22 protein-coding genes and 1 tRNA gene are annotated in these 24,896 nt (G+C 66.3%); 17 read left to right on the forward strand and 6 right to left on the reverse strand.

Translation table 11 applies throughout. The features are described 5' to 3' along the window. Positions 1-38 precede the first annotated feature (38 nt). Positions 39-1,028 (forward strand): Ntn hydrolase family protein, encoded by a 990-nt coding sequence (locus LJ725_RS28575; protein WP_230554322.1) that lies wholly within the window; start codon positions 39-41, stop codon positions 1,026-1,028. Positions 1,029-1,048: 20 nt separating this feature from the next. Then, the gene (locus LJ725_RS28580; protein WP_230554323.1) at positions 1,049-2,230 is read left to right on the forward strand and encodes a hypothetical protein; all 1,182 of its coding nucleotides are present in this window, start codon (positions 1,049-1,051) and stop codon (positions 2,228-2,230) included. Positions 2,231-2,254: 24 nt separating this feature from the next. Here the strand turns inward: LJ725_RS28580 and uvrA are convergent, their stop codons facing one another. Together uvrA and LJ725_RS28590 are read right to left on the reverse strand one after the other, a co-directional pair. Next, positions 2,255-5,143: an excinuclease ABC subunit UvrA gene (gene uvrA / locus LJ725_RS28585; RefSeq protein WP_230554324.1), complete on the reverse strand. Its 2,889-nt coding sequence runs from the start codon at positions 5,141-5,143 to the stop codon at positions 2,255-2,257. 74 nt (positions 5,144-5,217) lie between these two features. After that, positions 5,218-6,501 (reverse strand): MFS transporter, encoded by a 1,284-nt coding sequence (locus tag LJ725_RS28590; RefSeq protein WP_329958405.1) that lies wholly within the window; start codon positions 6,499-6,501, stop codon positions 5,218-5,220. A 140-nt stretch (positions 6,502-6,641) separates the two neighbouring features. On the opposite strand from LJ725_RS28590, the gene ssb reads away from it, so the two are divergent. Beyond that, the gene (gene ssb / locus LJ725_RS28595; protein WP_230554326.1) at positions 6,642-7,157 is read left to right on the forward strand and encodes a single-stranded DNA-binding protein; all 516 of its coding nucleotides are present in this window, start codon (positions 6,642-6,644) and stop codon (positions 7,155-7,157) included. Positions 7,158-7,160: 3 nt separating this feature from the next. Next, positions 7,161-8,768, forward strand: coding sequence for a DUF4166 domain-containing protein (locus LJ725_RS28600; protein ID WP_230554327.1), 1,608 nt, complete (start codon positions 7,161-7,163; stop codon positions 8,766-8,768). On the opposite strand, the gene LJ725_RS28605 is transcribed toward LJ725_RS28600, so the two are convergent. Continuing rightward, the gene (locus LJ725_RS28605) at positions 8,755-9,186 is read right to left on the reverse strand and encodes a thiol-disulfide oxidoreductase DCC family protein (protein ID WP_230554328.1); all 432 of its coding nucleotides are present in this window, start codon (positions 9,184-9,186) and stop codon (positions 8,755-8,757) included. The two genes, LJ725_RS28600 and LJ725_RS28605, sit on opposite strands and share 14 nt — an antisense overlap. After that, entirely contained in the window at positions 9,183-9,824 is a 642-nt protein-coding gene (locus tag LJ725_RS28610) for an HAD family hydrolase (protein WP_230554329.1), read from the reverse strand. Before LJ725_RS28610 ends, LJ725_RS28605 begins: the two co-directional genes overlap by 4 nt. Positions 9,825-10,001: 177 nt before the next feature. Between LJ725_RS28610 and gyrA the strand changes: the two genes are divergently transcribed. The 13 genes from gyrA to LJ725_RS28675 all read left to right on the forward strand — a co-directional run bounded on the left by gyrA (position 10,002) and on the right by LJ725_RS28675 (position 23,667). After that, a complete protein-coding gene (gene gyrA, locus LJ725_RS28615) occupies positions 10,002-12,851 on the forward strand; it encodes a DNA gyrase subunit A (RefSeq protein ID WP_408015781.1) in 2,850 nt (949 codons plus the stop codon). Positions 12,852-12,906: 55 nt separating this feature from the next. After that, a complete protein-coding gene (coaD, locus tag LJ725_RS28620) occupies positions 12,907-13,413 on the forward strand; it encodes a pantetheine-phosphate adenylyltransferase (RefSeq protein ID WP_230554330.1) in 507 nt (168 codons plus the stop codon). 87 nt (positions 13,414-13,500) lie between these two features. Further along, positions 13,501-13,575, forward strand: a tRNA-Lys gene (locus tag LJ725_RS28625). Positions 13,576-13,603: 28 nt separating this feature from the next. Beyond that, a complete protein-coding gene (locus LJ725_RS28630) occupies positions 13,604-14,482 on the forward strand; it encodes an ABC transporter permease (protein ID WP_230554331.1) in 879 nt (292 codons plus the stop codon). Next, a complete protein-coding gene (locus LJ725_RS28635) occupies positions 14,460-15,266 on the forward strand; it encodes an ABC transporter ATP-binding protein (RefSeq protein ID WP_230554332.1) in 807 nt (268 codons plus the stop codon). The genes LJ725_RS28630 and LJ725_RS28635 overlap by 23 nt, the downstream gene beginning before the upstream one ends. A gap of 6 nt (positions 15,267-15,272) precedes the next feature. Further along, the gene (locus tag LJ725_RS28640) at positions 15,273-16,433 is read left to right on the forward strand and encodes a glycosyltransferase (protein ID WP_230554333.1); all 1,161 of its coding nucleotides are present in this window, start codon (positions 15,273-15,275) and stop codon (positions 16,431-16,433) included. Next, positions 16,430-16,813: an STAS domain-containing protein gene (locus LJ725_RS28645; protein WP_230554334.1), complete on the forward strand. Its 384-nt coding sequence runs from the start codon at positions 16,430-16,432 to the stop codon at positions 16,811-16,813. The genes LJ725_RS28640 and LJ725_RS28645 overlap by 4 nt, the downstream gene beginning before the upstream one ends. Positions 16,814-16,899: 86 nt before the next feature. Further along, positions 16,900-18,057, forward strand: coding sequence for a polysaccharide biosynthesis/export family protein (locus tag LJ725_RS28650; protein ID WP_230554335.1), 1,158 nt, complete (start codon positions 16,900-16,902; stop codon positions 18,055-18,057). 55 nt (positions 18,058-18,112) lie between these two features. Then, positions 18,113-19,111, forward strand: a complete 999-nt coding sequence (locus tag LJ725_RS28655; RefSeq protein WP_230554336.1) for an HlyD family secretion protein — start codon at positions 18,113-18,115, stop codon at positions 19,109-19,111. Further along, positions 19,111-20,388, forward strand: coding sequence for an ABC transporter permease (locus LJ725_RS28660; protein WP_230554337.1), 1,278 nt, complete (start codon positions 19,111-19,113; stop codon positions 20,386-20,388). The genes LJ725_RS28655 and LJ725_RS28660 overlap by 1 nt, the downstream gene beginning before the upstream one ends. 2 nt (positions 20,389-20,390) lie before the next feature. Beyond that, on the forward strand, positions 20,391-21,107 hold the full coding sequence (locus LJ725_RS28665; protein WP_230554338.1) for an ABC transporter ATP-binding protein: 717 nt from the start codon (positions 20,391-20,393) through the stop codon (positions 21,105-21,107). 12 nt (positions 21,108-21,119) lie between these two features. Beyond that, positions 21,120-22,364: a glycosyltransferase family 2 protein gene (locus tag LJ725_RS28670; RefSeq protein WP_230554339.1), complete on the forward strand. Its 1,245-nt coding sequence runs from the start codon at positions 21,120-21,122 to the stop codon at positions 22,362-22,364. 4 nt (positions 22,365-22,368) lie between these two features. Then, on the forward strand, positions 22,369-23,667 hold the full coding sequence (locus LJ725_RS28675) for a glycosyltransferase (protein ID WP_230554340.1): 1,299 nt from the start codon (positions 22,369-22,371) through the stop codon (positions 23,665-23,667). A gap of 59 nt (positions 23,668-23,726) precedes the next feature. Here LJ725_RS28675 and LJ725_RS28680 read toward each other — a convergent pair whose 3' ends face one another. Next, positions 23,727-24,689: a hypothetical protein gene (locus LJ725_RS28680; RefSeq protein WP_230554341.1), complete on the reverse strand. Its 963-nt coding sequence runs from the start codon at positions 24,687-24,689 to the stop codon at positions 23,727-23,729. Positions 24,690-24,691: 2 nt separating this feature from the next. Then, positions 24,692-24,896: phosphomannose isomerase type II C-terminal cupin domain (locus LJ725_RS28685; RefSeq protein ID WP_230553112.1), on the reverse strand; the 205-nt coding region annotated here is incomplete at its 5' end.

A 24,896-nucleotide genomic window follows, 5' to 3' on the forward strand; every position in this document is an offset into this window, starting at 1 on the left:
ATCACTCATTTATGAAACCAATCCCGTTTATCTTTGGTTTGGAGGGCGACGCCGCGGTCCACGTCGGCTGGCGCGAAGCCGAGGCGCTGGCGGTGCGCGAGGCCTGCCTGGGCTGGCTGCCACTGGGAGGCCTGTTGGCCCGCCTGGCCGATCCGATCGTGCGCGGCTGGATGAAGCGGGCAGGGACGCCCTATGCCGCCGAGATCGACGCCGTCGCCCGCACCCTGAAACGGCCGGGCATCTGGCTGTTGCACGGTGCCTATCTGTTCGGCTGCACCGCCTTGGCCGACGACACCGCCCAGGGGCCGCGGCTGCGGCGCACGCTCGACTGGCCATTCCCCGGTCTCGGGCGTCTCGTCGAGGTACGGCGCCAGCGCGGGCCGGCCGGCGCGTTCCTCAACGTCACCTGGCCGGGCTTCGTCGGCGTGCTGACGGCGGTCGCGCCGGCCCGCTTCGCCGCCTCGATCAACCAGGCGCCGATGCGCCGCCGCTGGCGGACGCCGATGCTGCTGTGGCTCGACTACGCGCTGAACGCGCTCGCCGGCCTGCGGGGCAGCGGGCGCCTGCCGCCCGAACATCTGCTGCGCCAAGTCTTCGAGACCTGCACCAGTTTCGACGAGGCGCGGAATCTCCTGGAGAGCACGCCCGTCGCGCGCCCCGTCCTGTTCCTGCTCGTCGGAACCGAGCCCGGTGAGCGCATCGTGATCGAACGCGAGGAAACCAGCGCGCGCACCTTTCGCGACGAGACGGTCTTCGCCAACGATTGGCGCGAGCGCAGCGACAACTGGCGGCCGCGCGCCTGCGGCGACGGCGCGCCGGTCGAAAACAATATCCGCCGCCGCACTGCGCTCGCCGTGTGGACCGGACGCGACGCGGACGAATTCGAGTGGGTGACGGCGCCCGTTCTCAACGCGTGCACGCGTCTCTCGGTCGAGATGTGTCCGGCGACAGGCCAGCTAACCGTCGCCGGCTGGGAAACTGACGAACGAGGCAGCGCCGCCCGCGTCACCGCGATCTCAGCCTTCTAGAACAGTCTTCAGGAGCCCCGATGAGCAAGCCAGAAGCATCCGAGCGCAAGGCAGGAAGCATGGCGGGGCTTCTGCTCACCTTGTCGATCTTGGTCGGGACGCTGTTCGCGATCACGAACTCGGTGACTTCCGCCACGGTGAAGAACTCTTTCCAAATCGTCGGTTACAAGCCCTCAACGTTCGTCGAGCAGCCGACGGCACCCTTCTTCTACTCGATTGGCAACAAGCTCAGGTTTGGCAGCGTCATTGTGGACGAGGGGCCGATCCTCTTCGAGGCCAAGCCATCGGACGGTGGGATATGGGCCGTTTATGTCAGCCCTGATGAGACGAAGGCCGTGGTCGCGAGCGGCGGCGACTTGTACTTCGTGCTGCCCGGCCAGCCGCCAGCGCTTCTCCTTCGAGATGCCTACGATCGGATGACGGGACGAGGTGACAGGAAAGTACCCGTCGGCAATCCGATCTACGACTATAGGGCGCTGCAGTGGGACGCCTCGAGCCGCTTCATCTACATTCCTCGAGGGGTGTGGGAGGATCGATATCCATCACACTCGGCGCTCCTGCGCATCGACGTCTCGGATTCCGCCAATGTCGTCGAGATAACCCATGACACGAAGGCGTTCGGGATGTTTTTTGTGGGTAGTGAATGCATCTGCTTCACGCGCGTGGTCAACAGAGGCGACGTTATCTGGAGATGCATTGTCGGAGGCGTGGAGAAGTCGCCGAAGGCGATTGATGAGCGCGGCATCGTGATGGACGACGGTACGAGTGTCGAAGGAAAGCCATTCGCTTCGTTCCGATGGTCGAGAGGTGGGCTATGGCTCACCGGGGCGGGCTTCTCTATCCGTGACTACAATGGCCGCTGGGGCTTCTTTTCCAAGAATAGCGATGAAGCGATCTTCCAGTTCAATGGCGGAGTCGACCCGCTCAAGGGCCGCTCTGGAGACGGCATCTACGACGTTAATGCCAACGTCCTGCCGGGAGGGCGTTATGCCTTCCTCTATGTCCCGATGAAAAACTTAAGGGGCGGGCGGAGGGAAATCCTCGTGGATGGCTTTACCGGTCAGTATCGCGAGGTTCCCCCAAGCACTCTTGTCTATCGCAACCTGAACTCGCTCAACTACGAGCGCGTCAAGTTCGGCCTGCGCTGGAGCGACTCGCCCGAATTCGAGCCTATGTTTCCGCTACGCCCCTATGCGCGATAGACAGCGTCAGCCGGCTTGCCAGCATCAGGCGCGTTTCTTGGCGGTCGAGCTACGCGGCAGCAGGCGGGCGAGGTATTGACCGGTGTAGCTCTCCGGTACCTTCACGATCGCTTCGGGCGGTCCCTCGGCGACGAGGCGACCGCCGCCGGATCCGCCGTCGGGGCCCATGTCGAGGACCCAGTCGGCGGTCTTGATGACTTCGAGATTATGCTCGATCACCAGCACCGTGTTGCCGGTCTCGACCAGGCGATGCAGTACTTCCAGCAGCTTGCGCACGTCCTCGAAATGGAGACCCGTGGTCGGCTCGTCGAGGATGTAGAGCGTGCGGCCGGTGGCGCGCCGCGACAGTTCCTTGGCGAGCTTGACCCGCTGGGCCTCGCCGCCCGACAACGTCGTCGCCTGCTGGCCGATATGGATGTAGCCCAGCCCGACCTGCTGGAGCGTCAGCAGCTTGTCGCGGATGACCGGCACCGCCTTGAAGAACTCGCAGCCCTCGTCGACCGTCATGTCGAGCACGTCGGCGATCGATTTGCCGCGGAACACGATCTCGAGCGTCTCGCGGTTGTAGCGCTTGCCCTTGCAGACGTCGCACTCGACGTAGACGTCGGGGAGGAAGTGCATCTCGATCTTGATGACGCCGTCACCCTGGCAGGCCTCGCAGCGGCCGCCCTTCACGTTGAAGGAGAAGCGCCCGGGCTTGTAGCCGCGCTCGGTCGATTCGGGGAGCTGCGAGAACCAGTCGCGGATCGGCGAGAAGGCACCGGTATAGGTCGCGGGGTTGGAACGTGGCGTGCGGCCGATCGGCGACTGGTCGATGTCGACGATCTTGTCGAGATGATTGACGCCCTCGAGTGCGGCGTGGGCGCCGGCATGCTCGCGCGCATTGTTGAGCTTCTTGGCCAGTGCCTTGTAGAGCGTCTCGACGATCAGTGTGCTCTTGCCGCTGCCCGACACGCCGGTGACACAGGTGAAGGTACCGAGCGGGATGCTGGCGGTGACGTTCTGGAGATTGTTCTCCTTCGCGCCCTTGAGCGTCAGCCACCGCCCATTCTTCGGCGGCGGCTCGCGGCGCACCTTGGGGATCGGGATCTGGCGGAAGCCGGAAAGATACTGGCCAGTGAGGCTCGCGCTGTTGCGCATCACCTCGTCGGGCGTGCCCTGGGCAATGACGGTGCCGCCGTGGGCGCCGGCGCCAGGGCCCATGTCGACCAGATAGTCGGCGGCCCGGATCGCATCCTCGTCATGCTCGACCACCAGCACCGTGTTGCCGAGATCGCGCAGGCGCGTGAGCGTCTTCAGCAGCCGGTCGTTGTCGCGCTGATGCAGGCCGATCGACGGCTCGTCGAGCACGTAGAGCACGCCGGTCAGGCCCGAGCCGATCTGGGAGGCGAGGCGGATGCGCTGGCTCTCGCCGCCCGACAGGGTGCCCGAGGTGCGGTTCAGGGTGAGATAGGAGAGGCCGACATTGTCGAGGAAGCCCAGCCGCTCGTTGATCTCCTTCAGGATGCGGGCGGCGATCTCGCGTTGCTTGGGCGTGAGTTTGGGGTCCAACTCAAGGAACCACTTCACCGCCTCGCCGATCGAGAACTCGGTGGTCTGGCTGATGTTGAGGCCGGCGATCTTCACGGCCAGCGCCTCGGGCTTGAGGCGGGCGCCGTTGCAGGTCTCGCACTTGCTCTCGTGCTGGTACCGCTCCAGGTCCTCGCGCACCCAGGAGGAATCGGTCTCCTTCCAGCGGCGGTCGAGGTTGGGGATCACGCCCTCGAACGGCTTGGTCGTCTGGTACTGGCGGATGCCGTCGTCATAGCGCATGGCGACCGACTCGCTGCCGCTGCCATAGAGGATCGTGTCGCGCACCTTCTTCGGCAGGTCGCGCCACGGCACCGAGGTCTTCACCTTGAAGTGCTTCGCGATGCTCTCGAGCGTCTGCATGTAGTACTGGCCCGAGGAATCGGCCCAGGGTGCGACCGCACCTTCCGAGAGCGAGAGGCGGTCGTCCGGCACCACCATCTCGGGATCGAAGAACATCTTCACGCCGAGCCCGTCGCAGGCCGGGCAGGCGCCCTGCGGCGCGTTGAAGGAGAAGAGGCGGGGCTCGATCTCCTCGATGGTGAAGCCCGAGACCGGACAGGCGAAGCGCGCGGAGAAGACGGTGCGCTCGCCGTTGTCGGCGTTCTCGGCGATGGCGAGTCCTTCCGCCAGCGACAGCGCGGTCTCGAGCGAATCGGCGAGCCGGTTGCCGAGATCAGGCTTCACGACGATGCGGTCCACGACGACGTCGATGTCGTGCTTGTATTTCTTGTCGAGCGCCGGCGCCTCGGCGATCTCGTAGAGCTTGCCGTCGATCTTGACCCGCTGGAAGCCCTTGCGCTGGAGTTCCTGCAACTCCTTGCGGTACTCGCCCTTGCGGCCGCGCACGATGGGCGCCATCAGATAGAGGCGCGTGCCGTCGGGCATCGCCTTGATGCGGTCGACCATCTGCGAGACGGTCTGGCTCTCGATCGGCAGGCCGGTTGCGGGCGAGTAGGGCACGCCGACGCGCGCGAACAGCAGGCGAAGATAGTCGTAGATCTCGGTGACGGTGCCGACGGTCGAGCGCGGATTGCGCGAGGTCGTCTTCTGCTCGATCGAGATCGCGGGCGAGAGTCCCTCGATCGAATCGACGTCGGGCTTCTGCATCAGTTCGAGGAACTGGCGCGCATAGGCCGAGAGACTCTCGACGTAGCGGCGCTGGCCCTCGGCGTAGATCGTGTCGAAGGCAAGCGATGACTTGCCAGAGCCCGAGAGGCCGGTGATCACCACCAGCCTGTCGCGCGGCAGGTCGACGTCGACGTTCTTGAGATTGTGCTCGCGCGCTCCCCGGACGGAGATGAAGCGGTGCGGCTCGGCGGCGGATAAGCGTGACTTGGCCATCAGGAGCGGGACAATAATGTATGCGGGGGATCACCGCATATGGCGATTAACCCCCAGCCCCGCCAGTCCCTGCGTCAAGCTGGCGATGCTTGCGCTGCCAGCACCCGTGCCGTCGGCCGGTCGTTCATCAGGAGCTGCGCGGTGCCCGCGATCAGGCCGATCAGCACGCCGATCTTCCAGGCGAGATCGTAGGAGCCCATGAGATCGTAGAGATAGCCACCGCCCCAGGCGCCGAGGAAAGAGCCGGCCTGGTGGCTGAGGAAGGCGATGCCCGTCAGGGTCGACAGGAAGCGCAGACCGAAGATCTGCACCACCAGCCCGTTGACCAGGGGAATCACCCCCAGCCAGAGCGTGCCCATGGCGGCCCCGAACAGCACGACCGAAAGCGGCGTGGGCGGGAACAGGAAGAACAGCGCCACGGTCAGCGAGCGCAGCAGGTAGATCGCCCCCAGCAGCAGGCGCTTGGGGTATTTGTCACCCAGCCAACCGAACAACCACGAACTCAGGATGTTGAATCCGCCGATCAGCATCAGCGCGACCGCGCTGTAGGACGCGTCCATGCCGCATTGGGCGAGGTAGGTCGGCAGGTGGGTGGTGATGAAGACCAGTTGCAGGCCGCAGACGAAGAAGGCGAGTGCCATCACGACATAGCCGCTGTGGCGCCGCGCCTCGTCCAGCGCGCCCGCCAGGGTGAGGTTGCGATCGGTCGACAGGCTGTTGGGCAGCTTGTCGGCGCGGCTGCCGATCCAGGCGGCCGGCAGCATGGCAAGGGCAAGGATCACGAAGGCCCAGACCGCGGTCCGCCAGCCGTCGGTGTTCAGAAGGTAGGCCGCGATCGGGGCGGTCAGCATCGTGCCCACCGAACCGGCGGCGGAGACGAGGCCGAAGGCAAGCGTGCGGCGGCCCGGCTCGACGACACGGGCCGCGATGTTGGCCGTGATGCCGGAGGTCGTGCAGGCGAGCGACACGCCGATCAGCACCCCGGCACCCAGGATGATCGGCAGCACGCTTTGCGCGGTCGCCGTCAGCCAGATGCCGACGATGTAGAGCACGCTTCCGATCAGGGCGACCCAGCGCGTTCCGTACTTGTCGGCGAAGACGCCGGCGATCGGCTGGCTCACGCCCCAGGCGATCTGCTGGACGGAGATCGCGAGGGCGAAATCGGAGATCGCGATACCGAGTTCCTTGGAGGCCGGTGCCTGGAACAGGCCGAGATTCTGCCGGATGCCCATCGCCAAGGTCATCATCAGCGCCGCGCCGCCCAGCATGGCGTAGGCCTGGCCGGTGGAAACCTGCGGAACGTGAAAGGATTTGCTCATGGCCGGGGAAGATACGGGAGAGTTTGCCGTCCCAACCAATGAATTGTCGGAGGGCCCGCATGAGCAGACTTCACTTCACAACCGTTATTCGGTGGCTGCCCACAGGCGGCCGGGGCTAGGTTGCCCGCCGTGAGGTAGGTGCCGCGTCCCGCGGCGCCGGGAAAGCCAAGGAGGCCCCCATGGCGGGCAGCGTCAACAAAGTCATTCTCGTCGGAAATCTCGGCCGCGACCCCGAAGTGAAGTCCATGCAGGACGGACGTTCACTGGTGAACATGTCGGTGGCGACCTCCGAGACCTGGCGCGACCGCAACAGCGGCGAGCGCAAGGAGCGCACCGAATGGCACCGGGTCGTGATCTTCAACGACAAGCTTGCCGAGGTGGCCCAGAAGTTCCTGAAGAAGGGCGCCAAGGTCTATCTCGAGGGCCAGCTCACCACGCGCAAGTGGACCGACCAGAGCGGCCAGGAACGCTACACGACCGAGGTCGTCATCCCGCGCTTCGGCGGCTCGCTCACCATGCTCGATGGCCGCAGCGGCGGCGGTGACGGGGGTGGCGGTGGCATGGACGACGACTACGGCGGCGGCATGGGCGGCGGTGGCGGCATGTCCAGCGGCGGCGGCGGCGGCGGCGGCGGTGGCGGTGGCCGTGCGGCACCGCGCGGCAAGGCCGAGCTCGACGACGACATTCCGTTCTAGACCGTGCGGACGCTCGTCCTGGGAGGGACGGGCGTCTTCGGCGGCCGGTTGTGCCGCCTTCTGGCGAACGATCCTCTCATCGACCTGACGATCGGCGCGCGCGACGGCGCGAGGGTCGAGGCCCTGGCGGCCGAACTCGGCGCGGCAGGTCTCGTGCTCGACTGGCGACGCGATCTCGATCGTGTGCTCGCCGGCCGGTCGTTCGACGTCGTGATCCATGTCGCCGGTCCGTTTCAGGGGCAGGATTATGCCGTGGCGGAAGCATGCATCCGCCACGGCGTCCATTACCTCGATCTCTCCGACGACCGGGCCTTCGTGTGCGGGATCGTCCGGCTCGATGCGGCGGCAAAGGCCGCGGACGTTCTCGTCTGTGCGGGCGCCAGCACGGCGCCGGCGCTCACGGGCGCGGTGCTGGAGCGGGCGCTGCAAGAGGGGATGGCCGTCGATCGCATGTCGTTCGGCATCGTCCCGGGCAACGATGCGCCGCGCGGCCGCGCGCTGGTCGAAGCCATCCTGGCAAGTGCGGGAAACCCCATTCCGGATCAGCCGGGACGCCGCGTCTGGGGCAGTCTCCGCCGCTTCGTCGTGCCGGGTCTCGGCGCGCGCTGGGCCGCCGCCTGCGACCTGCCCGAGCCGACGCTGTTTCGCGAGAGGTTCGGAGTCGCGGAGACCTATGCCGGTGCCGGATTGGAACTCTCCGCGCTGCATTTCGGCCTCTGGCTCCTCGCCTGGCCGGTCCGGTTGGGGCTGCTGAAGACGCTGCGGCCGGCGGCGACACCGCTGGCCTGGATCGCCGACCGGCTGCGCGCCCTCGGTAGCGACAAAGGCGGGCTGCGCATCGATCTGGCGGGGCCGGGGGCCTCGCGTTGCTGGTCCCTGATCGCCGAGGGAGGCGATGGGCCCTACGTGCCGGCAATGCCCGCGGCGGCGCTGGTACGCAGGCTCGCGCGCGGGGACCTCGGCCGGCGCGGCGCGATGCCGTGCGTTGGCCTGCTGTCGCTGGCCGATATCGAAAGCGAATGGTTGCGGGCGCACCTGCGCATTGCGTCGGGATGGGGCGAGGATGGCGCTTCGTTCAGGCCCTCGCTGTATCGCCGCGTGCTGGGCAGGAATTATGGAGGGATGTCTGAGCCCGGTCAGCGTCTGCACGACGGTGTGGGCGGAACGTGGAGTGGACGCTGCTCTGTCGATGGCCCAGCGAACCTCCTCGGACGGATCGTGGCGAAGCTCTTCGCTTTGCCGCCCGCTGTTCGGGATGCGCCCATCGAGGTGGACTTCAAAGTGCGCGAAGGGCGCGAGACCTGGATCCGCCGGGTCGGCGGCCGGAGCATGCGCTCCGAGCAGTCCATCGGGCGACGACGGCCGGCGGGGTGGCTCGTCGAGCACTTCGGGCCGTTCGCCTTCGATCTGCGGGTGACCGTGACGGAGGCCCGGCTCGAACTGGCAATGGCCGGTATGCGCTTCGCCGGGATTCCGCTGCCGCGGCTCTGCTGGCCGCATGTCAGTGCCGTCGAGACCGGAGAAGCGGGGCGGTTCCACTTCGACGTCGAGATCGGCCTGCCTGGGATCGGCAGGCTGGTGCGCTATCGCGGCTCGCTTACAGATCGATGAAGCGGTCGCGGGTCTGCGGCGTGGGGACCAGGCAGGAATCGAGGCGGCCGAACCACCGGATACGGTTGCGGGCCACGACGTCGTAGACCGGATCGCGCAGGAACTTCGGCACCAGGATCAGCGGCTGCAGCCAGCGTGCTGGGCCTTTAAGGTACCGCAGGGCGCGTAACGCCGCCGTCGAGCGGCTGTGCACCTGGCCGTCTTCCAGCAACAGGATCGTCCGGTCGAGCGTGTCGCCGGGCAGGCCCAAGGCGAGGATGACCCGCTTGCCGAGGTCCGATTGGGAGCTTGCGAACTTCAGCCGGCCGCCCGGGTCCCGTTTCAGGCAGAAGGCGACGAAACGGCTGCAAAGGACGCACTGGCCATCGAAGAAGTAGAGCGGCTGCGGCAGGTCGCCGAGGGTCGCCGGCACCTTCACGCGGGGAAGCCGAGCGCGCGCAGTTCTGCCGCGGTCTCCTCGGCCGAGCGGTGGTGGATTCCCGCCATGCCTGTGGCTCGGGCGCCTTCCACGTTGGCCAGCACGTCGTCGATGAAAACAGCGTCTTGCGGGGCGAAGCCGCCGCGCCGGCAGGTCAGTTCGAAGATCGCCGCATCCGGTTTCCAGCAGCCGACATGGCCGGACACCACGAAGTCCCGGAAATGGCGCACGAACGGGTGCCTCGCGCGCGCCGGTCCGCGCAGCCAGGCGTCGAGGAAGCCGGGGGCGTTGGACAGGAGGTAGAGCGGTACGCCGGCGCCGCCCAGCCGCTCGACGAGGGCGGCCATCGGCGCGAACGAATGGTCGAGCATCTCGTCGAACCGCTCGTAGTAGGCGCCGATCAGGGCTTCCTTGCCGGGATGGCGTGCCTGCAGTTCGCGGGTCGCGGTCCCGGGATCGCCATCGTAGTCCTGGCGCATGTGCCATTCGCGGGTGGTCACGTTGGCCAGGAAATCCTCCATCTCGGCTTCCTGCGGGATCAGCTTCCGGTAGAGGTGGCGCGGATTGTAGTCGATCAGGACGCCGCCCATGTCGAAGACCACGACGGAGGGGCGGGAGAGGGCACTTTCTGGGGGCAAATCGCGGCCTTTCCGGGAGCTATTTTCGGTGCGAATTTAGTCAATGAAATCAAAGTGTTAAAGGGGGCTTTTTCGGGCGATTTTTGTTGGTCTTGCAGGGGTTGTTTGCTAGTTTGCGAAATACCCCTTCCGGAGCCTCCGGACAGGCTGCAAGAACGAGAAAAATCCCAGGTTTCCGTGAGCGACGATACGACCCTGCCGCCGGCGCCGCCGCCCTCAGACGCGCCTCCGCCGCCGTCTTCTCCGCACGATATCGCGCCGATCACCATCGAAGAGGAGATGCGCCGCTCCTACCTCGATTACGCCATGAGCGTGATCGTGGCGCGCGCTCTGCCGGATGCCCGCGACGGCCTCAAGCCCGTGCAGCGACGCATCCTCTACGCGATGAAGGAGGGCGGCTACGACTCGACGCGGCCCTTCCGCAAGTCGGCGCGTATCGTCGGCGACGTGATGGGCAAGTATCACCCGCACGGCGACAGCGCGATCTACGACGCCATGGTGCGCATGGCGCAGGATTTCTCCATGCGCCTGCCGCTCATCTCGGGGCAGGGCAATTTCGGCTCGATGGACGGCGATCCGCCGGCCGCGATGCGTTACACCGAGGCGCGGCTCGCCACGGTGGCGGAGACGCTGCTCGAGGACATCAACAAGGAAACCGTCGAGTTCCAGCCGAACTACGACGAGCGCGAGAACGAGCCCACGGTCCTGCCGGCGGCCTATCCGAACCTGCTGGCCAACGGCGCGGGTGGAATCGCGGTGGGCATGGCCACCAACATCCCGCCGCACAATCTCGGCGAGTTGATCGACGCCTGCGTCGCGCTGATCGCCAACCCCGAGCTGACAGTGACGCAGCTCATCGAATACGTGCCGGGGCCCGATTTCCCGACCGGCGGCACGATCCTCGGCCGCAACGGTATCCGTGCCGCTTTCGAACTGGGTCGCGGCTCGATGATCATGCGAGCCAAGACCAGCATCGAGGCGAGACCCGGTGGTCGCGAATCGATCGTCGTCACCGAAATTCCGTATCAGGAGAACAAGGCCCGGCTGCACGAGCGCATTGCCGAGGTCGTGCGGGACAAGAAGGTCGAGGGCATTTCCGAGATTCGCGACGAGAGTGACCGCGACGGCGTAAGACTGGTCATCGACCTGAGGCGCGACGCCATGGCCGACGTCGTGCTCAATCAGCTCTATCGCTTCACGCCACTGCAGACGAGTTTCAGCGTCAACGCGCTGGCGCTGGACGGTGGCCGTCCGAAGCTGATGAGCCTGAAGGAACTTCTCGAGGCCTTCATCCGCTTCCGCGCCGAGGTTCTGACCCGGCGCACCCGTTTCGAGTTGAACCATGCGCGCGACCGCGCTCACGTGCTGGTCGGTCTCGCGATCGCCGTCGCCAATATCGACGAAGTGATCGAGATGATCCGCCGCTCGCCCGATCCGAACGTCGCGCGCGAGCGGTTGATGGCCAAGGATTGGCCGGCCGCCGATGTGAAGCCCCTGATCGACCTGATCGCCGAACCCGGCCGCGAAGTCTCGCCGGAGGGCACCTACCGGCTCTCCGAGGTGCAGGCCCGCGCGATTCTCGAACTGCGGCTGCAGCGCCTCACCGGGCTCGAGCGCGACAAGATCGCCGAGGAGCTGACCGAGGTCGCGAAGCTGATCGAGGGTTATCTCGAACTGCTGGGCGACCGCGACAAGCTGTTCGCGCTGATGGCGAAGGAACTGGTCGAGATCAAGGAGAAGTACGCTACGCCGCGGCGGACCGAGATCGTCGACAACGAGTTCGAGCAGGACATCGAGGACCTGATCCAGCGCGAGGACATGGTCGTCACCGTGACCCACGGCGGCTACGTCAAGCGCGTCCCGGTCTCGGCCTATCGCGCGCAGCGGCGCGGGGGCAAGGGCCGCTCGGGCATGGCCACGCGTGAGGACGATTTCGTCTCGAGCCTGTTCGTCGCCAACACGCATACGCCCGTGCTGTTCTTCTCGAGCCGCGGCATCGTCTACAAACTCAAGGTCTGGCGGTTGCCGCTCGGCGCCCCGCAGGCGCGTGGCAAGGCCTTCGTGAACCTGCTGCCGCTCAGCGAGGGCGAGACCATCAGCACGGTCATGCCGATGCCGGAGGACGAGTCGAGCTGGTCGAGGCTCAACGTGATGTTCGCGACCGCGCGCGGCGGCGTGCGGCGCAACGAGCTCGGCGACTTCGTGAACGTGAACCAGAACGGCAAGATCGCCATGAAGTTCGAGGGCGAGGATGCCGGCGACCGACTGATCGGCGTCGCGGTCTGCACCGAGGACCAGGACGTGCTGCTGGCGACGCGCCAGGGCCGCGCCATGCGATTCCCGACCGACAAGGTGCGTCTGTTCGCGAGCCGCAACTCGACCGGCGTGCGCGGCATCGCGCTCGCCGAGGGCGACGAGGTGATCTCGATGTCCCTCGTCGATGCCGGGAAGGGCGTCACCAGCGAGGAGCGGGACGCTTACCTGCGCCAGTCGCGTGCCCTGCGCCAGGCCGAGAATGCGGCCGCCGGCGAGACTTCTGCGGAGGCGGTGGAGGAGGAGACACCGTCGGGTGAGGAGGCAGCCGTGCCGCCGGCCGTGCTTTCGCCGGAGCGCTTCGCCGAGTTGCAGGCGCGGGAGGAGTTCGTGCTCACCGTCGCCTCGTCGGGCTTCGGCAAGCGGACGTCGGCCTACGAGTATCGCGTGACCGGTCGCGGTGGAAAGGGCGTGGAACTGATGAGCCTCGCCAAGGGCGGCGAGATCGTCGCGGCGCTGCCGGTGCTCGACACCGACGAGATCATGCTCGTCACCGACGGCGGCACGCTGATCCGGTGTCCGGTGGATGGAATCCGCATCGCCGGGCGAGCGACGCGCGGCGTGCGGATCGTCACCGTGAGCGAGGGCGAGCGCGTCGTGACGGCCGTGCGGATCGGCGAGGACGATCCAGGCAACGGTGGAAACGGCGACAGCCAGCCCGAGTCGGAGACAGGAACAGAGCAGGACTCCAGTTCCGAAACAAACGGTGGATAAGGACCGGTCGTGTCGCTAAGACTTCGCCGTCGCAGTCTGCGCACAAGGGGGAGACATGGCCGTAGAACGCACCGGGGTCTATCCGGGCACGTTCGATCCCATCACGAGCGGGCACATGGAAGTGGTGCGCCGCTCGCTGCGGCTCGTCGACAGGCTGGTGATCGGCCCGCACATCAACGTGGGCAAGGGACCGCTCTTCTCGCTGGAGGAGCGGATCGACATCATCAAGGAAGACATCGCGGATTTTCCACAGGCGGACCGGGACCGCATCACGGTGGTGCCGTTCGAGGGCCTGCTGATCCACTTCGCGCGCGACGTGCAGGCATCGGTCATCATCCGCGGCCTGCGGGCGGTCTCGGACTTCGAGTACGAGATCCAGATGGCCAACATGAATGCCCGCATGGAGCCTGCGATCGAGACGATCTTCCTGATGGCCTCGGACCGCCACCAGTTCATCGCCTCGTCCCTGGTGAAGGATATTGCACGGCTGGGCGGGGATACCTCCCAGTTCGTGTCCAAGAAGGTATTCGAGCGGCTGAAGGCCAAATTCGGCAAGAAGTGAGGCCTCCACAGGTCTCGTTGACCATCGGCCCCCCGCACTTTATATGGGCGCCGCGCGGCGGAGAGGCCCGCGGCGCGGAACCGGGACGAGCCCGTAGCTCAGCGGTAGAGCATCTGACTTTTAATCAGAGGGTCGTGGGATCGTACCCCACCGGGCTCACCACTGGACCCAAAAAGGAGAAGAGCGGCTCATGCCGTCGGTGAAAGTCGTCAACGGCAAGCAGATCGTGGTCGAGAACCTCGGTCCGATCGAGCGCCTCGTCAGCTTCGTCTCGAAGCCGTTCGTGCGGATGTGGCATCACCGTGACCTGATCGCCGCCATCCTGCGGCGCGAGGTGCGCGAGCGCTTCAAGGGGTCGATCGCCGGCTGGATCTGGGCGATCATTGCCCCCCTGCTGGCGATCGGTGTGTACACCTTCGCCTTCACCACTACGCTGTCGCTCCCGGTGTCCGACGGGACCGATGGCAAGCAGGTCAGCTACTCGCTGTTCATCTTCAGCGGCATCATCGTCTTCAACTTCTTCTCGGAGATGGCGTTCCGTGCGCCGATGCTGCTGCACGAGTACACCCACTTCATCAAGCAGACGATCTTCCCCAGCGATATGCTGCCGGTGATCTCGACCCTGCGCGCCACGGCCTACACGCTGATCTCCGGCGCGGTCATGCTGATTTTCCAGTTCGCAATGACCGGCTCGCTGCCGTGGACCGTGCTGCTGCTGCCGTTCATCTTCATCCCGTTCATGGCGTTCCTGATCGGCATGTCGTGGTTCCTGGCGGCGCTGGGCGCCTTCACGCGCGACGCCGGCTATCTGATGATCACCATCGTGCCGCTCTTCATGTTCGCCACGCCGGTTTTCTACTCGCACGCTCAGCTGCCGGAGCCGTTCAACTTCTGGATCTACGCCAACGCGCTGACCGGCTTCGTCGAAGTCATGCGCGACGTGGTCCTGTTCGGCAAGCTGCCCAACATGATCGTCTATGGCTGGACCCTGTTGATCTCGGTGTTCAGCTTCTATTTCGGCTACTGGTTCTTCGACAGGTATCGGAATGTCATCGTCGACGTCCTCTGAGATCGTCGTCGAGGCCAAGAACCTCGGCAAGGCGTTCCAACTCTACGCTCATCGCAACGACTGGCTGAAGCAGGTCCTGCTCGGCTGGTGGAAAGCGTATTTCAAGCCCTTCTGGGTGCTGCGCGACATCAGCCTCGAAGTGAAGAAGGGCGAGAGCATCGGCATCCTGGGCCGCAACGGTTGCGGCAAGTCCACCCTGCTGCAGGTGATCTGCGGCATGACGCTGCCCAGCCACGGCGAACTGCGGGTCAACGGCCGCATCGCGCCGGTGCTGGCGCTGGGCTCGACCTTCGACATGGAGCTGTCGGGGCGCGAGAACGTCCTGATCGGCGGCGCCGTGCTCGGGCTGAAGCGCAGCGAGGTCCTCCGCAAGTTCGACTCGATCGCCGAGTTCGCCGGCATCGGCGAATACATGGACCAGCCGGTGAAGCACTATTCGATGGGCATGCGCACGCGCCTGGCCTTCTCGATCTGCGCCCACGTCGAGGCCGAGATCCTGGTGGTCGACGAGGCCTTGTCGGTCGGCGACGCCGCCTTCCAGCGCAAGTGCCTCGACTGGATCGACAATTTCCGCAAGACCGGCACGCTGCTCTTCGTCTCGCATTCAATGGCCGAGGTGCGCCGCCTGTGCACCCGCGCCATCTGGATCGAGGAAGGGCGCATCCGCGAGCAGGGCGATCCGAACGACGTGATCCGCTCCTATCACCGTGCCCTGCTGGTCGAGAAGGACGACGTCCAGCGCTTCTCCTCCGGCAACGCCAAGCAGGCGGCTGCGGGCGAGTGATCCCGCATGGAGCCGGGGACCCTGGCGTGGCTCGGCTTCGGCTGGTGGGGACTCGGCACGGCGATCCAGTGGGTGAGCGCGGCACTGGCGCGTACGCCTAGGCGGCCGCCCCCCGGCGGTCGTTACCGGCCAGAGGATTTCAGCATCGTCGCGCCGATGGCGGGAGCCGAGGACGCGACCGGCGCCTATGTCGCGGCGCTGCGGCGGCTGGCCGGGGCCGGCGCGGAAATCCTGATCTGCGTGGCCCGGCCCGACGACGGCGCCGTGGCGCCGACCCGGGCCTTGTGGCCGGATGCCCCGATCCTCGTGGGCAACGACGATACCTTCAATCCGAAGATGAACAACGTGCGCAAGGGGCTCGAGGCGGCTGCCCGCCCCGTCGTGGCGCTCTGTGACGCGGGCATCGAACTCGGCGTGGACGATCTGCTCCGGGCGGCCGCCCCCTTGGCGAGCGGGACGGGCCTTGTGCTGGCGCTCAAGGCGGCCGAAGCGCCGGCGAGCTTCGCGGCGGAGGTCGAGCGCGCCTACATCGACGGCCATCAGGCCCGGTTCCTGTTCGCCGCCGACCGCCTCGGCATCGCCGTGGCCTCCGGTGGGGTCACGCTCATGACCCGCGAGACGCTCCAGCGCATCGGCAACTGGCGGGGCTTCAACCGCTGGATCGCCGACGACTATTCGGTCACCCGCTCGGTGCGAGAGTTGGGCCTCGCCACCCGCCTGGGCGATGTCATGCCGCGGCTGCCGCTCGGTGAACGGCCGTGGTCGGCGGTGTGGCGACGGCAGGTGCGCTGGGCGCGCACGCGCCTGCGCCTGCCGGTCTGGCCGCTTGTGCTTTGGGAGCCGGCGATCGGCTGGGCCGTGACGGGTGGGGCGGGGACGCTCGGGCTGCTCGCCCTCGGGGCAAACGCGGGCGTTATTGCCGCCGCATGGGGCGCCCACACGGCCGGATGGCTCCTCGCCGAAAAATGGTTCATGACGGGGCGTGGCCTGTCGTTTGGGATTCGCGCGGCAGCGGCCGCGGTCCTGCGGGAGGCCCTGGCCCCGGTGCTCATCGTCAATGCGCTCTGGGGCCGGACGATCTATTGGCGGGGGACCGACCTGGGCGGCCAGTGGCGAGAAACCTCCAGGGAACAGACCGGGGATGCCGCGTCGGGGAAGTCCGTATGAGCAGTGTGAACCGTAGACAGCCTATTTCCACCGTGATGTTGCCGGCCAAGGTCGATTCCGTGACCGTGGCGTCCGTCGAGGTGATGCTGGTGGCGGCGCTGCGGCCGGGCGCCCGGGTCATCGTCGACGGTAGCCAGGTCAACTACATGAGCGCCGCCGGAGTCCGCACCTTCGCATCGGTTCTGCACAAGGCGGCGGAGGCCGATGCCCGAATCGTTTTCTGCCGCTTCACCGGTGCGGCGTGGGACTGCCTGCTGGTCAGTGGTTTCTCCGAACTGCTCGAGATCGCGAGCACGCTCGAGGAAGCCACGGCGAGATTGGAGAAAGAGACACAGCGTCTCGGTGGGGAAAGCTTGCACCGGCGAGGCGCCACAGGTTAATTAGCGTCTGGCTGAGCGATTCAATCAATAGGTTGGGGCATGGCGCGGTACCGAGTGCGGCGACTGTTCCGGACGGAGATCAGGATTTGACAATTTGGAGCTGGCTGCGCGCCGCCGCGCGACCTACCGCAATTGTCCTCAGCCTCGGTTTCGGCCTGGCGGCCTGCACCGCGTTGCCCGGCGACGGCCCCTGGATGGGCGGCGCGGCGACGACGACGACCGAAGCTCTTCCGTTCGACGTGATCGATCTCACCCCAACCACCATCGCCAACTACCGCCAGCCGCCGCCCGTCGACCGTCCGTCGACGGTGAGCAACCTGTCGGCCGGCTCCCGCATCTCGGTGGCGCCCGGCGATGCCATCAAGGTCCGCATCTTCGAGCCCTACGAGGGCAGCATCTTCCCGACCATCCAGCGACCCGGCGCCGACTTCGGCGTCCAGCGCGTCACCGATGACGGCACCATCAACGTGCCCTTCGTCGGTACCGTGAAGGTGGCCGGCCTCGACCTCAACCAGATCGAGAAGAAGATCGGCCAGCAGGTCTCGGCCTCGGGCAAGGCCCAGGATCCGCAGGTCATCGTCGAATTCGTGGCCGATCGGACGCATACGGTCATGGTGTCCGGCGACGTCCGGCAGCCCGGGCGGGTTTCCCTGCTCGAAGGCGTGCGGACCGTGGTCGAGGCGATCAACAAGGCTGGCGGTCCGTCCGGCGTCGGCGGGCAGGGCGGCACCGGCGTCGGCGCCAACCAGCTGGAAGTGGTGGTGCGGCGCAACGGGCAGGTGATCCTGCAATCGCAGTATTCCGACCTGCTGGCCGGCGGCGACATCGGCCTCCAGAAGAACGACGAGATCGTCGTTCGCCCGAATGCCCGCATGTTCACCGTCCTGGGTGCCGTGGTGAAGGCGGGCAACGTGGATATGCCCAAGCACACGATCAGCCTGCTGGAGGCGATGGGCATGGTCGGCGGCCTCAACGACGCCCGGGCGAACAAAACCGGCGTTTATGTGTTCAGAATGGGGGATTTGCAGAACAATCCCACGGCCCGGGCGCGCGTTTTCCGACTGGACCTTTACCAGCCGGTATCTATCTTCATAGCCCAGCAGTTCCCGGTGCAGCCGAAGGACGTCGTCTACATCACGAACGCCCCGCTCTACGAGTACGACAAGATCTTGACATCAATCTATCGTACCTTCTCGATCGTCGGCGTTCTGAGGGGCAATCTGATCACCTCGACGACCTTCTAGAAGCCACCTTCCAACTAGGGGCAGCGTCCCCGGGCGTTTTTTGGTACTATTTATTATGGCGCAGGCAAGAAAGTTCACTTGGGGCGCCGCAGGTCTGGCCGCGTTCATCGTCGTCGCGGGCCTGACCCTGTGGATGATGCCCAGCCGGCAGACCAGCAGTGCCCAGGATGGCCCCAGGCCCCTGCCGCCGCTGATTTCGCGCGGGTACACCGATGCGCCGGCCGGAACCGCCCTGATCGCCGGCGACCCCGCCGGCGGCGGCGTACTGATCGAACTCAAAGTGACCGACGGCCAGAAGGTCAAGCGGAACGAGGTCATCGCCGTCCTGTCCAACTACCCCAAGGCCGACATCGCCGTCCGGACCTCGGAGGCCGAACTCGCCAAGACCGAGAAGGCGCGCGAGGCGATGGTCAGCGGCTACCGGACGGCCGAAATCGCCATGCAGGAAGTGGTGGTCAAGTCCGCCATCGAGGAGAACAAGCTCAAGGTCCTGGAGATGCAGCGTTCCGGCAAGCCGCCGGACCAGAAGCAGCTCGAACTGAACATCTCCCAGCAGAGCCTCGAGCGTGAGCAGGCCAAGCTGCGCATCCAGAAGGAAACGCTGGCGAGCGACCTGCAGCAGAGCGACAACGACATCGCCATCATCAAGGCGAAGCTCGACAATGCGCGCAGCACTCGCGAGCAGGCGCTCGTCCGCTCGCCGCTCGACGGCATCGTCATCCAGATCTACACGCGCCAGGGCGAGCGTATCTCGCCGAACGGCATCGCCAAGATCGTCGATCTCTCGCAGTTGCGCGTTCTCGCCGACGTCGACGAGTTGAACGTCGGCCGCATATCGGCCGGTGGCAAGGTCGAGGTCACGTTCCGCGGCAGCCCGACCGTCTACCAGGGCACGATTTCCCGGGTGGCGCCGACCGTGAAGCGCATGCAGCGCATGGAGCCGGATGGCGGTTCCTCGACCGACGCGCGCGTCGTGCAGGTCGAGATCCAGCTCGACGACCCGTCCAGCATGCCGCAGGTTCTGGGCCGCGAGACTCGCGTCACCTTCCTCTGATGGCTCTCACGCTGCCAGCCAACCCGTCGTCGCGGCTGCGGCGGTGGCTCCAGTGGCGTCCGACCTTCTCGCTGGCGCGCCTGAGGGCGGCGGCAGTCACTGCCACGAGCATGCCGCTGGGATCCCAGCAGCTGAAGCGCCAGCGGACGAGCACGCTGCTGTCGCTCGCCGGCGTGACCGCGAGCCTCCTCGTCATCTTCGCCCAGCTCGGGATCGAGCGGGCGGTCTATGATTCGGCGATCCGCCTCCATCGGTCGGTCGTCGGCGATCTCGTACTGGTGCCCTACGGCTTCAAGTCGTTGCAGCTGCATGCCGAGGTGCCGGCCTCCATGACCGACGTCGTGTCGGCCAACCCCGCGGTGACCAACACGCTGCCCTTCTGGTTCGGCGTCATGTCGATCACCCATTCCGGGATGGAGTCAGGCCGGCGCATCGCCTGGTATGCCGTCGACGTCGAGCGCCCGGCGATCGACGTTCCCGGGCTGCGGGACAATCTCTATCGGCTGCGGGAGGCGCGCCGCCTGCTCTACGACCGCGAGTCGCGCCCCTATTTCGGCGACCTCGCCGAGCAGGTCGGTCCCGGCAAAAGGGAGTTCCAGGTCCTGGGGCCTCCCGACAATCGCGGCCTGCTGCGCCAGTTGTTCGTTGTCGGCACGTTCGCGCTTGGTCCCAACGTGCTGAACGACGGCTCCATCATCATGTCGGAAGACACGATGGCCGAGGTTTTCGGCTCGTGGTGGTCGGACCGTCCGGCCTTCATCGCGATCCAGCTGGCCAAGGGCTCCGATGTCGACGCCGTTCGCAAGGAGCTCAACACGGCCCTCGCCGGACGCGGCGAGGTGCTGACGTTACGCGACTTCGAGAAGCGCGAGCGCACCTATTGGTCGCGTGAAACGCCGGTCGGCTATATCACGGACCTGGGCTTCGTGATGGGCGTGATGATCGGCATGGTCTTCATCTATTACGCCCAATACCAGATCATTCGCTTCTATCTGCCGGAATACGCCATCCTGAAGAGCCTGGGGTACGACTGGTGGTTCTTCCTGTTCATGATCGGCCAGATCGGCGCTGCGATCATCACCCCGGCCTTCCTCGTCGCCTTCACGCTGGGACGGTTCGTCTATGGCGCCACAGAGGCCGCGATGCATCTTGGCATGACGATGGGCCTGCGCGAAATGGTCGTGGCTCTGGTGGCCTGCATGATCATGACCGTCGTCTCCAGCCTGTTCGCCATCCGCCGCCTGTGGCGTGTCGATCCCATCATGCTGTTCGAGTGATCATGAGCACCGACGCACACGGTTTCGGGCCGCCCGTCGTCGAGGCGGTCGACGTCCATCATCACTACGGCGAGGGGCCGCAGCGGGTGGACGTGCTGTTCGACATCAACATGCAGGTCCGCGAGGGCGAGTTGGTGATCGTGACGGGCCCGTCAGGCTCGGGCAAGACGACCCTACTCACCATTCTCGGGACCATGCGCAAGCCGTCCGAGGGCAAGCTGCGCCTGCTGGGCACCGACATCGTGGGCATGGGCGGCTCGGACCTCGACGTGCTGCGCAACCGCATCCGGTTCCTGTTCCAGAAGCGCAATCTCCTGTCCTCGCTGACAGCGCTGCAGAACGTGATCGCCGGTGTCTCGACGACCCCGTTGGCCGACCCTGCCTGGGACGAGCCGCGGGCGCGCCATCTGCTCGGCCTGCTCGGCCTCGGCGACAAGGCGTCCTCGTGGCCGGACGAGCTGTCGGGCGGTCAGCAGCAGCGCGTGGCGATCGCCCGTACCATGATCGGCCTGCCCGACCTCATCATCGCCGATGAGCCAACCTCGGCGCTCGATCGTGTTTCGGGAAGGCTGGTCGTGGATCAGCTCAAGGACCTCTCGATGCGCGCCAAGTGCGCCGTTGTCCTGTCGACCCATGACGAGCGCATCTTCGACGTCGCCTCGCGCCGCCTCCACATCGAGGACGGCCGCTGCTTCGAAGTTCCCATCCACTATCACTGAGAGCGGCGGCCCATGCTGCTCTTCCTAATCGACCTGCTGGTCTTCCTGTGCCTCGCCGCGCAGGTCGCGATCGCGGCCTACTTCCTCTACCTGGTGTATTGGCTGTTCGAACTGCCGCGTGACGAGAAGCCTGCGCCCGCCCTGCCGGCGGAGCTGCCGCGCGTGCTGGTCCAGGTCCCCGTCTACAACGAGCCGCTGGTCGTGGAGCGCTCGATGGCGGCGATGGGCGCGCTCGACTGGCCACATGACCGGCTGACCATCCAGCTCCTCGACGACAGCAACGACATCACCTCCGACATCGCCGCCCATGCCATCGCGCGTCTGCGCAAGGCGGGCATCGACGCGCACCATGTGCGCCGCAGCGATCGCGGCGGCTTCAAGGCCGGTGCCCTGGCGGCCGGGCTCGCGCTCGACGACGCGCCCTACGTGGCGGTGTTCGACGCCGATTTCGTGCCGGCGCCGGGCTGGCTGAAGGAGGCGATGGCCGCGATGCTGGCCAATCCGCGTGCGGCCTTCGTGCAGACCCGCATCGAATGGGGCAATGGCGAGCGCAACTGGCTGACGCGCGCCCAGCGCCTCATGCAGGACGCGCACTTCGCCGTGGAGCAGGATGTCCGCGCGCGGCGCGGCGTGCCGTTCCAGTTCAACGGAACCGGCGGTATCTGGCGCCGCGCCGCCGTCGAGGAGGCGGGAGGCTGGTCGCACGACACCCTGTCGGAGGATCTCGACCTCGTTCTTCGCACCTACCTCAAGGGCTGGACCGGCGTGTTTCTGGTCGACACGCATGTGGTCGGCGAACTGCCGCAGAAGGTCGAGGATTTCGGCGCACAGCAGAGCCGCTGGTCGAAGGGTTTCGTCCAGGTCGCCCGCAAGCTGCTGGGGCCGATCTGGAAATCCGCCTGGCCGACCGAGGCCAAGCTCACGACGACGGTGGCGCTGGGCCAGCAACTCATATTTCCACTGCTCGTGGTCGGCGCGCTGGCGCTCGTCGTCTCGATCGTCGGCCACGGCCGGCTGCTCGGCATTTTCCGCTTCGGCCTGTGGCTGTGGCTCGCGGGCATGCTGGCGGTGCTGTTCGGCATGACCTGGGGGGCCTATCGCAAACTCAAGCGGGGGGGCACGGCTCGCTACCTGGTCACGGCTGCCAGCGTGCCGGCGCTGATCGTATATCTCGCCGTCGCCAATGCCGCCGCGATCGTCGGCGCGGGCTTCGGCAAGAAGACCGAGTTCAACCGCACGCCCAAGACCGGCACCTGAAACGATGGCCATTCTCGCGATCCTCGCACTCCTGTTCGGCGCCGTTTTCGCGGTCTGCTGCCTGCTGCTCGCCGCCTTCATCGGCAGCCTTCTCTACATGGTGGTGCTGCATCATCGGCTGAAGGATGCGGGGCTGCGGCGCGAGGAGAGGCTGTTGTCGACGCCGCTGCCGGCCGATGCCGACCTGCCGCACGTCGTCGTTCAGATCCCGTCGTTCAACGAGGGCCCGGTGGTGCGCCGCGGCGCCGAATCGGCCGCAGCGCTCGACTGGCCGCGCGACAAGCTGCACATCCAATTGCTCGACGACAGTACCGACGAGACGGCCGAGATGGTGCGCCAGGTCGCGGCCGATCTGCGCGCCAAGGGCTTCGACGTGGTCGCGCTGCAGCGCACCGACCGCAGCGGCTACAAGGGTGGGGCGCTGCACGAGGCGATGCAGAAGACGCCCTACGATTTCTTCGCGATTTTCGACGTCGACTACATTCCGCCGACCGACTTCCTGCGCGTCTGCATGCGGCCGTTCTTCGCCGAGCCCAGGACGGCCTTCGTCCAAGCGCGCTTCGACTTCCTCAATCCACACGAGAACGCGCTCACCGAGATGCAGATGGTGACACTCGACGCCCATCTCGGCATCGAGCAGGCCACGCGCTGCTGGGCCGGTCACCCGCTGCCGTTCAACGGCACCTGCGGCATCTGGCAGCGCGCCGCGATCGACGCCGGCGGGGGCTGGAAGGGCGACACGGTCACCGAGGATCTCGATCTCACCTATCGCGGTTGGGTGAAGGGCTGGCGCGCCCTGTTCCTCACCACCGTCGGCGTGCCGGGCGAATTGCCCGCCGACACCAAGACCTGGCTGCGCCAGCAGCAGCGCTGGCAGGACGGGTTCCGGCACGTCTCGATGCGCATGTTCCCGGAAATCCTGAAGAGCCGGGACATCACGCCGTCGGCCAAGCTGGCGGCGCTGCTGCATCTCTGCATGGCGCTGAACCAGCCGGTGCTGCTGGTCGGCGTCGCGTCGGGCATCCTGGCGGGCCTGCTGGCGCCGTCGTTGGTTCCGCTGCTGCTGACGCTGTTCGTGGTGACCGTCGCCTGGGTGCTGGTCTGTGCTACGACATTCCTGCGGGCCGGCCACAACTTCATTCGCGGCGGCGAGATCCCGCCACTCGAGTTCGCCGTGGTGCTGGTGCGCTTCGTCGGCGGCCAGATCGCGACCGTCGTCCGCTCGTTCGGCGTCCATTTCAAGAAGATGTTCAGCAAGCCCAAGCCGGTCGTCTTCGATCGCACGCCGAAGCGCGGGAACTGAAGGGCTTATTGGAGCACGCCCCTGGAGGGGCGCGCTTCAACGCACAGTTCTCGTCGCCGTTAAGCCAGCACGCTTTCTCGCAGCAACGGATGATGGGCGCAGCGCAGGCCGCCGCCCAGCCGGATCGGCCCATCGAAGGGCAGGGGAATGACATCCATGCCGCGGGCCCGCAGTTCGGCGATCACGCGCACGTTGTCGGCATCCGCCATCATGCGGCCTTCCTCGAGGATCAGGCCATTGGTCGCGAGCCGCGTCGCCTCCTCGATCGAAACCGGAATCTTGTCCCAGTCGCGCAGGCTCGTGGGCAGCCCGTCGATCAGTTTCTCCGGGCAGTAGATCAGGAGGCCCGGCCTCACCAGCGCCAGGGCGCAATCGAGGTGGAGCACGTTGGACTTCATGGCTACCGGGATCACCCGGTAGGGCGAGCCCAGCAGATCCTGCAGCCAGTCGGCCCCCGCGAGATCCGACGCGCATCCCGACATGCCGACATAGATCTCGTAGCCGTTGAGCAGCGTGTCGCCGCCTTCGAGGAAAGGGCCGTCGACGCAGTTGGGCGAACCCAGCGGCACCGTCGACCAGCGCGCGCCGCGTTCCTGCACCATGCGCCGGACCATCGCGCGGAGCCCGTAGCGCTCGCGCTGACGGCAGATCAAACGCAGCGAGGCGTCGATCACATGATTACCGACGACGATCAGGGGATCGCGGGGAAAGAGCTGAAGGCCCTCGCCGTTGGGCGCAAGAAACGTCCGTTCCAAGCCTGCAAGCCGATCGGGGCGATGGACTATGACGCCTTCCCGGGTGAGGCGCTCGGCGAAGGCGTCGACCTGGCGCTCACAGCTCCGCGCCCACTCGGGATCGATATCGATCAGGCGGCGCCCTGTGTTGCGGCGGGAAAAATCGGCAACCTCCGGTGTCATCCACCGGGCCGATTCCTCGTGGAACACCACGAAATCCTCGGCCGGCGAGATGCCGACCACGGCCTCGCGCAGCCTGCCCCATTCGTGGTGCGCGCCGAAATTCATGGTCATACCCGGGCGTAGATGTCTTCGTAGCGGACGATATCGTCCTCCTCGACATAGTCGCCGGTCTGCACCTCGACCACTTCAAGGAGCTCGCTGCCGGGATTGGCGAGGCGATGGACGCCGCCGATCGGGATGTAGGTCGATTCGTTCTCGCGCAGGGTCATGACCTTGCCGTCGAGCGTGACCTCGGCGACGCCCTTCACGACC

Origin of the sequence: Reyranella aquatilis, assembly GCF_020880995.1 — a bacterium.
Classification (GTDB): Bacteria; Pseudomonadota; Alphaproteobacteria; order Reyranellales; family Reyranellaceae; genus Reyranella; species Reyranella aquatilis.

Excerpts from the sequence above, each read along its gene's own strand:
- coaD (WP_230554330.1), top strand. The coding sequence starts at position 12,907 with ATGGCCGTAGAACGCACCGGGGTCTATCCGGGCACGTTCGATCCCATC.
- LJ725_RS28640 (WP_230554333.1), top strand. The coding sequence starts at position 15,273 with ATGGAGCCGGGGACCCTGGCGTGGCTCGGCTTCGGCTGGTGGGGACTC.
- LJ725_RS28665 (WP_230554338.1), top strand. The coding sequence starts at position 20,391 with ATGAGCACCGACGCACACGGTTTCGGGCCGCCCGTCGTCGAGGCGGTC.
- uvrA (WP_230554324.1), bottom strand. The coding sequence starts at position 5,143 with ATGGCCAAGTCACGCTTATCCGCCGCCGAGCCGCACCGCTTCATCTCC.
- LJ725_RS28655 (WP_230554336.1), top strand. The coding sequence starts at position 18,113 with ATGGCGCAGGCAAGAAAGTTCACTTGGGGCGCCGCAGGTCTGGCCGCG.
- LJ725_RS28675 (WP_230554340.1), top strand. The coding sequence starts at position 22,369 with ATGGCCATTCTCGCGATCCTCGCACTCCTGTTCGGCGCCGTTTTCGCG.
- LJ725_RS28645 (WP_230554334.1), top strand. The coding sequence starts at position 16,430 with ATGAGCAGTGTGAACCGTAGACAGCCTATTTCCACCGTGATGTTGCCG.
- LJ725_RS28635 (WP_230554332.1), top strand. The coding sequence starts at position 14,460 with ATGTCATCGTCGACGTCCTCTGAGATCGTCGTCGAGGCCAAGAACCTC.
- LJ725_RS28680 (WP_230554341.1), bottom strand. The coding sequence starts at position 24,689 with ATGAATTTCGGCGCGCACCACGAATGGGGCAGGCTGCGCGAGGCCGTG.
- LJ725_RS28580 (WP_230554323.1), top strand. The coding sequence starts at position 1,049 with ATGAGCAAGCCAGAAGCATCCGAGCGCAAGGCAGGAAGCATGGCGGGG.
- LJ725_RS28630 (WP_230554331.1), top strand. The coding sequence starts at position 13,604 with ATGCCGTCGGTGAAAGTCGTCAACGGCAAGCAGATCGTGGTCGAGAAC.
- LJ725_RS28660 (WP_230554337.1), top strand. The coding sequence starts at position 19,111 with ATGGCTCTCACGCTGCCAGCCAACCCGTCGTCGCGGCTGCGGCGGTGG.
- LJ725_RS28670 (WP_230554339.1), top strand. The coding sequence starts at position 21,120 with ATGCTGCTCTTCCTAATCGACCTGCTGGTCTTCCTGTGCCTCGCCGCG.
- ssb (WP_230554326.1), top strand. The coding sequence starts at position 6,642 with ATGGCGGGCAGCGTCAACAAAGTCATTCTCGTCGGAAATCTCGGCCGC.